This window comes from Salinibacillus aidingensis (assembly GCF_055393355.1).
The window spans coordinates 2,567,002-2,577,860 of record NZ_AP043759.1 but is presented as its reverse complement, the minus strand read 5'-3'; the positions used below and the strand labels follow the sequence as shown (position 1 = coordinate 2,577,860).

Below are 10,859 nucleotides of genomic sequence, written 5' to 3'. Positions count from 1 at the left end.
GGGGAACAGCATGGGTTATTTAACAGGGTTTATGGAATTCAGCCGAAAAGACCAGAAAGTTCGCGATCCAATCGAGCGTATCAAAAGCTGGGAAGAGTATGTCCTTCGCTTTGATGATGAGGAATTAAAGCGACAAAGCTCACGCTGTATGGACTGCGGAACACCTTTTTGTCATACAGGTGCGGAATGGGAAGGTGCGTATGTCGGCTGTCCTGTGAATAATTTTATCCCTGAGTGGAATGAGCTTGTGAGTGAGGAAAACTGGCAGGAGGCGCTCGCACGGTTAGAGGAAACAAATAATTTTCCGGAATTTACTGGCCGCGTGTGTCCGGCCCCGTGTGAGGGATCCTGTACTCTAGCCATTAATGATGATCCTGTAACTATTAAATCAATTGAAAATGAGATTATCGAACGAGGATTTGAAAATGGCTGGGTGCAAGCTAAAGTTCCGGCACGCCGTACAGGGAAACGTGTAGCTGTTGTCGGCTCAGGACCTGCTGGACTGGCGGCGGCTGATCAGCTGAATGAAATGGGTCATCATGTGACGGTGTTTGAACGGGATGACCGGCCGGGCGGCTTGCTCATGTACGGGATTCCGAATATGAAACTGGAAAAGGAAACGGTTGACCGCCGCATCAACGTCATGAAGGAATCGGGGATTGAGTTTACATGTAACACAGAGGTCGGTGCAGATATTACCCGGGAGGAATTGAATGCCTCGTACGATGCCGTCATTATGTGTACAGGAGCTCAGAACCCACGGGATATTCCTTTAGAGAATCGTAATAGTAACGGCATTCATTTTGCCATGGACTATTTAACCGCTGCGACAAAGGCCCTTGAAACCGACCCGAAAGATACACCAATTTCAGCACAAGGCAAAAATGTAATTGTGATCGGTGGCGGGGATACAGGAGCGGACTGTGTAGCCACGGCCCTTCGCCAAAATTGTAAGCGGGTCGTTCAGTTCGGCAAGCATCCGGCAAGTCCGGAAGAGCGGACAGATGACAATCCATGGCCTGAGTTTCCGATGACGTTCAAATTGGATTATGGGTATAAGGAAGGCGTCAATGCCCAGGGAGAAGACCCGCGTAAATATGAAATTTTAACCCAGCGCTTTGAGCAGGATGAACAGGGACAAGTGAAAGCCCTGCACACGCTGAATGTGGAAAAGGTTTATGAAAATGGGAAACTGGTAACAAAAGAAATCCCGGGTACGGAACAGGTGTGGGAGGCTGATCTGGTTTTAGTAGCTATCGGTTTTACCGGTCCAGAACAAGAGGTTTTAGAACATTTTGGTCTGAAAACGGATGAACGGGGTCGCATATGGACGGCCGACGGAATGAAGGACTACCGTACAAGTGAAGAAGGGGTTTATACGGCAGGTGATGCACGCCGTGGTCAAAGCCTTGTAGTCTGGGCCATTCGTGAAGGACAGGAAGTTGCCGAACAGGTCCATGGATACTTAACAAGTGAAACCACAAAGCAGATTGTATAGGGACATGGGGACAGGCTCCTTGTCCCTTTATGCTGCCACCTCATATATACTGAATACTGATATACAGCACCCCGAAAATGACATACCTGACCTTATTATGGTATTTTATTGATGTTGTGGAAAAATGACACTAGGAATTCTATAATACGCCGAAAGGAGATTTGCATCATGGATTATGTTACCTTAAACAACGGAATCAAAATGCCACAGCTCGGTTTTGGTGTTTGGCAGGTAGAAAATGACGAAGCAACCAAAGCCGTATCAAAAGCACTTGAAACAGGTTATCGCTCGATTGATACAGCGATGATTTATCAGAATGAGAAGGGCGTCGGAAAAGCCATTAAAGATTCAGGTGTTCCCCGTGAAGATCTATTTATCACTACGAAGGTCTGGAATAGTGACCAGGGCTATGAAAATACCCTCCGTGCGTTTGATGAAAGCCTTGAAAGACTGGGGCTCGACTATGTGGATTTATACTTGATTCACTGGCCGACACCTGAGTTTGATGATTATGTGGATACTTATAAAGCAATGGAGAAACTTTATAACGATGGCCGCGTAAAAGCGATTGGAGTATGTAATTTTGAAATTGAGCATTTAGAACGTATTCTTGAAGAATGTGAAGTAAAGCCTGTGCTTAATCAAGTGGAATGTCATCCTTATCTTGCCCAAAATGAAATGAAAGAGTTCTGTGCCAAGCATGACATTTTTGTAGAAGCATGGAGTCCTCTGGATCAGGGCGGGGAAGCGTTGCGTGATGAAACAGTAAACAAAATTGCTGAAACTCATCAGAAAACCCCTGCCCAGGTAATCTTACGCTGGCATCTGCAAAATAACACGATTGTGATTCCGAAGTCCGTTACACCATCCAGAATAGAAGAGAATTTTAATGTATTTGATTTTGAGCTCACAGCTGAAGAAATGGATGGGATGCATCAGCTTAATCGAAACAGACGAAATGGACCTCATCCAAACGATATGAATAAGCGCTAGAAACAGAAATCATAATCGTTCAGGCGGAAGGACACCTCGTGTGATAAACCAGGCGGGCCCGTGCCCGCACTGGTTCTTTTTAACCCATAAGCATTAATTTCTCAAAATAATATAAACCATATAGGCGATATAAAAGGCGATGAGAATCAGCCCTTCCCGTTTTCCAACCCTGAAGTTTGTACGGGAAAAAATCAGTAAAACAACCGTTATAAGCAGCATAAGATACACATCTGTGAAAACTTTTCCGTTCACGGCAAGAGGTGTAATCGCCGAGGAAACTCCAAGTACAAATAAAATATTAAAAATATTACTTCCTACAATGTTCCCCAGAGCAATCTCACTTTCCTTTTTCAAAGCAGCGGTAACAGAAGTGACCAGTTCAGGGAGAGACGTACCAATGGAAACAATCGTCAGACCTGTTAAGGTTTCGCTCATCCCCCATCGGTAGGCAATTTCAGTCGCATTAGAGACAACCAATTCGCCCCCAATAATGATGCCCGTTAATCCAAAAATGGTAACCAGAATATTTTTTCCCCACGTGACATCAACGGCCATCGCGTCCGCTTCTGTGTTTTTTCTGTTTTTGAGTGCAACCTCAATGACATAGGACATGAAAATATAAAGAAACAGTAAGAAAATGAGACCGTCACTGCGGGTAATAAAATTATCATTTAAACCTTCCAATGTGACATCACTCATAACCACCAGTAAGGCTACACTTGCCAGTAAAGTGAAAGGAATCTCTTTACGGACGGTTTCTGTCTCCACCTTTAAAGGGAAGATTATAGCAGCCGTACCAACCACAAGTGTTAAATTAAAAATGTTACTGCCGATAACATTCCCGAGTGAAACCTCAGCACTATCCTCCAGTGCAGCAACAATACTTACCGTTGCTTCTGGTGAACTGGTACCTAAGGAAACAATGGTTAAGCCAATGATAATCGACGGCACACGTAGCAGCCTTGCAATATTAGAGGCTCCATCCACGAAAAAATCAGCACCCTTAATTAAAAAAATAAACCCAATGACTAAGAAAATGTATACGCTCATATTCCCAACTTCCCGTAAAATAGTAGTTTTCCTTTCATAACTTTACCCGATTTTTTATCTTTCATTCCATCGTCAGGTTTTCATCGTTCCTCTTCTTAAAATAATCCTATCATTAAGAAGGGATTCTTTAAAAAATAATGAATGAAATAGTAGAATGCTTGTTAAAAAGGAGAGAACGTTATGGCCACATTGGAAGACTTTCAGAACCTGGATATTCGTATTGGTACTGTGAAAAAAGCTGAACCTTTTCCGGAAGCCAGAAAGCCTGCCATTAAACTTGAAATTAATTTTGGAGAATTAGGTGTGAAGCAATCGTCGGCTCAGATCACAGAACGCTATGAACCAGAGCAGCTTATTGGCAGACAGGTGGTTGCAGTCGTCAATTTTCCACCGATGCGTATTGCCGGTTATAAGTCAGAGGTTCTGGTGATTGGAGGCGTACCTCGTGAAGGGGATGTTGTCCTGTTGCAGCCTGATCAACAGGTCCCTGATGGCACTCCTATAGCTTAAATAATTAAGTGAGTCCAGCGCAGCAGCCGGACAAGGAAAAGCGCGGGAACCCGTTTAGCCTCGACAAATGGGTACCTGCGCTTGTACATTTATCACGTATTAACTGGCCGTAATACCCCCACTTCAAGTTTTGAGGGTAACCCAACAAGACTAAGAGGGGGATAAACGGCCAGTAAAAACCTAATAAGTTCAACTAACCATCAGTGGGGGATGGAGAACCCCCCACTGATGGAAGTTTCACTTTATATCTTTGTTCTCCCGTCAATTGTCTGATTACTGCAGAAAGGATTCCCCTATAAATGTACCCCTTTTTCCCATGAGCTAAAAGACTATTATACATAATAAGTGATTGAATATTGTGAAAATTATTTATATATTAAAGTGAAGAAGGTTATATGAGAAGGACTTAATGAATCTGATTTTACACAGTTTTAGCGGGAGGTGACACTTTTCAGCCTGATTTTTCATAGCAAAAGTTAAGCGCTTACATTATTTGTAGAAGCCGTGTATTCATGATGCAGAGGAGGGCATTTATGTTTAAGTTATTTTGCAGGGTATACCAGCGAGTAAGCCGTATCGTAATGGGATTATTACCATGGCGCGAACCTGTTTTGCTGGAAGGAGAAAACAGTTTAAGTGAGCTGCCGCCATTATTAAAAAGAAAGCACCTTGATAAAGTTTTAATTGTCACTGATGAAGGGATTCGATCCATAGGATTAATGGATCAAATGCTTGAGGCTTTTAAGAAAGAAGGCATTCATTACGTCATTTATGATCAAGTTGTTCCTAATCCAACCATTGGGAATATTGAAAACGCTTTAAAGGTTTATAAGAACAATAACTGCAAAGGGATCATTGCCTTTGGCGGGGGATCTCCTATGGATTGTGCCAAGGGCGTAGGTGCAAGAGTAGCCCGGCCAGGGAAACCTGTACCAAAGTTAAAAGGCTTGCTTAAAATACGAAAGGAAATCCCGCCTCTTATAGCGGTTCCTACTACAGCGGGAACAGGGAGTGAGGCAACTGTTGCATCGGTAGTTTCCAATCCTGACACCCATGAAAAGTATGCCATTATGGATTTATCCCTGATTCCCCAATTCGCTGTGCTCGATCCATTGCTGACCCAGAAACTGCCTCCACACATAACGTCTACAACAGGAATGGATGCTCTGACTCATGCGGTTGAAGCCTACACAAATCACGGGGCCTCGGAAAAAGCAAAACAGAGCAGTCGGGAAGCGGTGAAGCTGATTTTCGATAATCTCTATGAGGCTTATGAAAATGGTGGAAATCTGGAGGCCAGGGCCAATATGCAGCGGGCCGCCTATTTGGCAGGTGTCGCTTTTACACGGGCTTATGTTGGAAATGTACATGCGATTGCTCATACCCTGGGTGGGTTTTATGGGGTTCCTCATGGCCTGGCAAACGCCGTTATTTTACCTCATGTGCTTGAGTACTACGGAAGCACTGTGAATAAACCTCTGGCTGAACTTGCTGATTTAGTGAACATTGGGGATCCATCAGATAATGAGGAGCAAAAGGCAGCGAAATTTATTGAGGAGATTAAGGGCTTAAATGAAAGGATGGAAATCCCGGACAAAATAGGCGGAATTAAGGAGGATGATCTTCCATTCATGGTTAAACGTGCACTTTCTGAAGCCAACCCGCTTTATCCTGTTCCAGAGATTTTCGGAAAAAAAGATATGCAATTCTTGTATCATACCATTATGGAATAGGGAGGAGGAGAACATTGGGAGGCTACCAGACACTTGTACGGAAACAGAGGGAATTTTTCCAAAGCGGGAAAACAAGAGAGGTTTCCTTTCGCGTGGAAATGCTCGAAAAATTAAAGCGTGCGATTCAGGATAATGAAAAGGAAATTATGGATGTCCTGAAAATTGATTTAAATAAGTCGGAATTTGAAGCTTATTCAACAGAAATCGGAATTGTACTGGAGGAAATTGGCTTTACATTAAAGCGACTGCGTTCGTGGATGAAGCCCAAAAAGGTAAGAACACCGATTACACATTTTGGCTCTTCCAGCTATATCTACTCTGAGCCATATGGGGTTTCCCTGATTATCTCCCCTTGGAACTATCCATTTCAGCTGGCACTGGTTCCTCTGATTGGAGCGATTTCGGCCGGAAACACAGCCATCATTAAACCATCGGAATATACACCGGAAACGTCAGACTTTATGGAACGTTTAATTGCCAGGCTTTATCCAGAGGAATTTGTCTCCGTTGTTCAGGGTGGGGTAGAAGCAAGTCAGGAGTTATTGAATCAGAATATTGATTATATCTTTTTTACCGGAAGTGTGCCCGTAGGAAAGATTGTGATGGAGGCCGCGTCCAAAAACCTGACACCAGTCACCTTGGAGTTAGGAGGAAAGAGTCCTTGTATTGTACACGAGGATGCCAACCTGAAATTAGCTGCCAAGCGCATAGCCTGGGGTAAATTTACCAATGCCGGTCAAACGTGTATTGCCCCTGACTACGTGTATGTTCATGAAAATATCAGAACGGAATTTTTGGAGGAATTTAAAAAGGCGGTTCACCATTTATATGGTGAGGAGCCTTTAAAAAATGAAAATTATACACATATCGTCAGTGAAAAACACTTTAACCGTCTGAAAATGTTTCTTGAAGATGGCGAAACGTTTATGGGAGGACAGATTGATTCCACAACACTTGCTATGGAGCCAACTGTGCTGACGGATATTTCATGGGAGGATCCCGTGATGAAGGATGAAATATTCGGTCCGATTTTACCCGTGATGGAATATCAGGATTTAGATGAGGTCATTGATGGTGTTTATCAGCATCCTCATCCATTGGCCCTGTATTTATTTACAGCCGAAAAAAATATCCAGTCAGAAGTGCTGAGTAAAATTTCCTTTGGAGGCGGCTGTATTAATGATACGGTCTATCATTTTGTCTCGCCTTATTTACCTTTTGGCGGCGTAAAATCCAGTGGAATCGGCTCCTATCACGGGAAGGGTAATTTTGATGCCTTTTCCCACAAGAAGAGTATCGTAAAACAGACGAACTTATTCGATATCCCTTTCCGATATCCGACGATGAAAAACGGTGTAAAAAGGATTAAATGGTTTCTTAAATAAAAGTTTTTGCAGGGGAAATAACGGCAAAACAAGTGGTTTTATTTAATTGAGAATAGAAAAATAGTGAATTTTAAAGTCAGGAGTGTTTGAAATCACAGAACACTCCTGACTTTTTTGGTTTAATATAACTAAGAAATACTTTGTGCGGGAACGCTTATACTAATCTTTATAATAAAGGAACATCTCATTTGACAACTAATACTATAGGGGGGTATAGTATAATTAGAATAGATAAGGAGGGATGCTGAGTGGGTGAATTCCTGCATGATCATCCGGTAACCCCCAGAACGGACGATGAAAAAGCAGCCGTAGTCAATCGCTTAAAACGTATTGAAGGGCAGGTCCGGGGAATTCAAAAAATGGTTGAGGAAGATCGTTATTGTCCGGATATTTTGGTTCAAATCAGTGCCATTAACGCAGCCTTGAAAAAAGTGGGCTTCTCTATTGCAGAACGACACACCAAGCATTGTGTCAGTGACGCAGTAAAATCAGGGAATGGTGACGAAGCAATCGATGAATTGATGGAAGTCATGAAGCAATTCTCTAAATAAAGCTTTGAAAAGTGACTTCCCATCATGTTCAGTAAGGAGGGAGAAGCATGAGTGAACAAGAGCATACAACCCTTGGTGTCACAGGGATGACCTGTGCAGCCTGCTCAAACCGAATTGAGAAGGTCTTAAATAAAATGGACGGTGTCGATGCTCAGGTGAATTTGACCACGGAGAAAGCAAGTATCGATTATGATCCATCCACAGCATCCGTTGATGATATAAGCGAAAAAATCGAAAAACTGGGCTATGGGGTTCAAACCGAAAAAGCCGAACTCGATGTGATGGGCATGACCTGTGCAGCCTGTTCCAATCGAATTGAAAAGGTTTTAAATAAACAAAAGGGCGTCAAACAGGCAAGTGTCAACCTTGCCACCGAGAGTGCAACGATTGAATATACGCCCGGGTTCATTGAAGAAAATGATTTTATCGGAAAAATCCAGAAGCTCGGTTATGATGCAAAGGTTAAAGCCGATCAGGAAGGGAAACAGTCACAGAAGGAAAAGCAGCTTAAACAAATGAAAACGAGGCTGCTCGTGTCAGCCTTGTTATCCGCTCCATTACTGGTGACCATGCTTGTGCACTTATTTGGGGCAGACATTCCTGATATTTTCATGAATCCATGGTTCCAGTTTGCCCTGGCGACACCTGTTCAGTTTATCATCGGCTGGCAGTTCTATGTTGGGGCCTATAAGAATTTGCGAAATGGCAGTGCCAACATGGATGTACTGGTTGCATTAGGAACGAGTGCAGCCTATTTCTACAGTCTGTATGAAGGGCTAAAAACGATAGGAAACTCAGCCTATACCCCCCATCTCTATTTTGAAACGAGTGCGATTTTAATTACGCTGATCCTGTTTGGAAAATATCTGGAGACTAACGCGAAAAGTAAAACCACTGTCGCGCTCTCTAAACTGCTGAACCTGCAGGCAAAGCAGGGCCGGGTCATCAGAGATGGAGAAGAGGTGATGATACCGGTGGAAGAGGTTACAGTCGGGGATCGCCTCATGGTTAAGCCCGGCGAGAAAATACCCGTAGACGGTACCATCGTTAAAGGAAGAACCTCTGTTGATGAGTCGATGATCACAGGTGAATCCATTCCTGTTGAAAAGGAAGCGAATGCGGAAGTCATCGGTTCGACCATGAACAAAAACGGAACCATCGAAATGGAAGCAACAAAAGTAGACAAGGATACCGCCTTAGCTTCCATTGTAAAAGTTGTTGAGGATGCCCAGGGTTCAAAGGCGCCCATTCAGCGTCTGGCCGATGTGATTTCCGGCTATTTTGTTCCGATAGTTGTAGGGATCGCTGCACTAACCTTTATTGTCTGGATATTTTTCGTTTCACCAGGCAACTTTGAAGCATCCCTTGTCGCAGCTATTGCGGTGTTAGTTATCGCCTGCCCATGTGCGTTAGGCCTGGCCACCCCTACCTCCATCATGGTTGGAACAGGCAAAGCAGCGGAAAACGGGATCTTGTTCAAAGGCGGAGAGCATTTGGAAAGAACCCACGATTTAGATGCGATTATTTTGGACAAAACAGGAACCATCACTAAGGGTAAGCCTGAGGTCACTGATTTTACTGGCGATGAGGAAACCCTGCGCCTGTTGGCCAGTGCAGAAAAAGGCTCTGAGCATCCTTTAGCTGAGGCCATTGTCTCCTATGCGACAGAACAGGAAATTCGTTTACTGGATACAGACGATTTTAACGCCATACCTGGAAGGGGTATTAAAGCAGTCGTATCCGGGAAAACCATTCTTGTCGGAACAAGAACCCTTATGGAAGAAAATGAAGTAAGGGTGGAAAATGCCGAACAGCAGCTGGTTGATTACGAAAACAATGGAAAGACCGCTATGCTTATCGCTGTAGACGGTGAGTACCGCGGCATTGTTGCAGTAGCCGATACCGTTAAGGAAACAGCTATCGAAGCAATAAAAGAACTGAAAGAACTGGGGCTTAAGGTAATCATGCTCACAGGCGATAACAAACGAACCGCAGAATCCATTGCCGATCAGGTAGGAATTGATCAGGTCATTGCCCAGGTTCTCCCGGAAGAAAAAGCCAATCAGGTAAAACAAATACAGCTCCAGGGGAATAAAGTAGCGATGGTAGGAGATGGCATAAACGATGCGCCTGCATTAGCTGTTGCAGACATCGGGATTGCCATCGGAACAGGAACAGAGGTCGCTATCGAAGCAGCGGATGTCACCATTTTAGGAGGCGAACTATTACTCATTCCTAAAGCGATTAAAATGAGTAAAGCCACCATTAAAAACATCCGTCAGAATCTATTTTGGGCTCTGGCCTATAACAGTGCCGGCATTCCGGTTGCGGCACTGGGACTGCTGGCTCCATGGATTGCCGGCGGTGCGATGGCTCTAAGTTCAGTTAGTGTGGTGTCTAACTCACTTCGATTGAAGCGAGTGAAGATATAAAATATTTAATTTTGAAAGGGGTAATGAATCATGCAAACAATATTAAACGTACAGGGAATGTCATGCGGACATTGCGTACAATCTGTAAAAGGTGCTTTAGAAAGCCTTGATGGAGTGTCATCCGTTGAGGTCGACCTAAGCACTGGCAAAGTCGACGTAACCTATGATGACTCCAAGGTTACCGTAGAAGCAATGAATGAAGCCATTGAAGAACAGGGCTATGATGTTGTAGCCTAATGAATAAATGAAAGAGCCTGATTCATGATGAAGGGATCAGGCTTTTTTTATTGTACTGGATGGGGGGATGGATAGATTATTGAATTTGATGGATAAATGAGTGAGAGTGATTGATAAAAGTGTGGAAATGACGGATACATAGAGTGAACAGCCTTGAAACCAGCATGAATCGGTGGATAAATGCAGGGATCAGAAGTGGTAGATCAGTTTTGATTGATAAATCTAAGAAACTGATTGATAAAACCAGCAAACAGCCTTGAATATAAACAGACTTGATTGATACCCAGCAGCAATTGACAGATAACCACGCCAAATGAACCGATTAAAGAACAGCCTGAATAGCAAAGGTTGATAGATTTAAAAAAAGACGTGATTCACTTCAAAATCGGTGGATAAAACCCCAAAACTAATTGATAGAATCCTCCAACCGGCGGATACCACCCCCGAATCACAAAATCCAACCAGCCAAC

9 protein-coding genes are annotated in these 10,859 nt (G+C 43.5%); 8 read left to right on the top strand and 1 reads right to left on the bottom strand.

Going from position 1 to position 10,859, the window contains the following annotated elements; genetic code table 11:
* The first annotated feature begins 10 nt into the window (after window positions 1-10).
* Both ACZ5OK_RS13710 and ACZ5OK_RS13705 read left to right on the top strand, forming a co-directional pair.
* On the top strand, window positions 11-1,498 hold the full coding sequence (locus tag ACZ5OK_RS13710; protein ID WP_343842406.1) for a glutamate synthase subunit beta: 1,488 nt from the start codon (window positions 11-13) through the stop codon (window positions 1,496-1,498).
* Window positions 1,499-1,666: 168 nt separating this feature from the next.
* Entirely contained in the window at window positions 1,667-2,491 is an 825-nt protein-coding gene (locus tag ACZ5OK_RS13705) for an aldo/keto reductase (protein ID WP_343842410.1), read from the top strand.
* Between the two features lie 93 nt (window positions 2,492-2,584).
* Here the strand turns inward: ACZ5OK_RS13705 and ACZ5OK_RS13700 are convergent, their stop codons facing one another.
* Window positions 2,585-3,541: a calcium/sodium antiporter gene (locus tag ACZ5OK_RS13700; protein WP_343842413.1), complete on the bottom strand. Its 957-nt coding sequence runs from the start codon at window positions 3,539-3,541 to the stop codon at window positions 2,585-2,587.
* Between the two features lie 180 nt (window positions 3,542-3,721).
* Here ACZ5OK_RS13700 and csaA point away from each other — a divergent pair, with 180 nt between their 5' ends.
* From csaA to copZ, 6 genes are all read left to right on the top strand, one after another.
* On the top strand, window positions 3,722-4,051 hold the full coding sequence (gene csaA / locus ACZ5OK_RS13695; protein WP_343842416.1) for a chaperone CsaA: 330 nt from the start codon (window positions 3,722-3,724) through the stop codon (window positions 4,049-4,051).
* A gap of 533 nt (window positions 4,052-4,584) precedes the next feature.
* Window positions 4,585-5,784 (top strand): iron-containing alcohol dehydrogenase, encoded by a 1,200-nt coding sequence (locus tag ACZ5OK_RS13690; RefSeq protein WP_343842419.1) that lies wholly within the window; start codon window positions 4,585-4,587, stop codon window positions 5,782-5,784.
* A 14-nt stretch (window positions 5,785-5,798) separates the two neighbouring features.
* Window positions 5,799-7,169: an aldehyde dehydrogenase gene (locus tag ACZ5OK_RS13685; protein ID WP_343842422.1), complete on the top strand. Its 1,371-nt coding sequence runs from the start codon at window positions 5,799-5,801 to the stop codon at window positions 7,167-7,169.
* Window positions 7,170-7,417: 248 nt separating this feature from the next.
* Window positions 7,418-7,720: a metal-sensing transcriptional repressor gene (locus ACZ5OK_RS13680; RefSeq protein WP_343842424.1), complete on the top strand. Its 303-nt coding sequence runs from the start codon at window positions 7,418-7,420 to the stop codon at window positions 7,718-7,720.
* A 47-nt stretch (window positions 7,721-7,767) separates the two neighbouring features.
* Window positions 7,768-10,152 (top strand): heavy metal translocating P-type ATPase, encoded by a 2,385-nt coding sequence (locus tag ACZ5OK_RS13675; RefSeq protein ID WP_343842426.1) that lies wholly within the window; start codon window positions 7,768-7,770, stop codon window positions 10,150-10,152.
* A gap of 30 nt (window positions 10,153-10,182) precedes the next feature.
* On the top strand, window positions 10,183-10,389 hold the full coding sequence (copZ, locus tag ACZ5OK_RS13670; protein ID WP_343842429.1) for a copper chaperone CopZ: 207 nt from the start codon (window positions 10,183-10,185) through the stop codon (window positions 10,387-10,389).
* Window positions 10,390-10,859 lie beyond the last annotated feature (470 nt).

Bases quoted from the DNA above. Each gene is read 5' to 3' on its own strand.
- ACZ5OK_RS13705 (WP_343842410.1), top strand. From the start codon at position 1,667: ATGGATTATGTTACCTTAAACAACGGAATCAAAATGCCACAGCTCGGT.
- ACZ5OK_RS13690 (WP_343842419.1), top strand. From the start codon at position 4,585: ATGTTTAAGTTATTTTGCAGGGTATACCAGCGAGTAAGCCGTATCGTA.
- ACZ5OK_RS13700 (WP_343842413.1), bottom strand. From the start codon at position 3,541: ATGAGCGTATACATTTTCTTAGTCATTGGGTTTATTTTTTTAATTAAG.
- ACZ5OK_RS13710 (WP_343842406.1), top strand. From the start codon at position 11: ATGGGTTATTTAACAGGGTTTATGGAATTCAGCCGAAAAGACCAGAAA.
- copZ (WP_343842429.1), top strand. From the start codon at position 10,183: ATGCAAACAATATTAAACGTACAGGGAATGTCATGCGGACATTGCGTA.
- csaA (WP_343842416.1), top strand. From the start codon at position 3,722: ATGGCCACATTGGAAGACTTTCAGAACCTGGATATTCGTATTGGTACT.
- ACZ5OK_RS13675 (WP_343842426.1), top strand. From the start codon at position 7,768: ATGAGTGAACAAGAGCATACAACCCTTGGTGTCACAGGGATGACCTGT.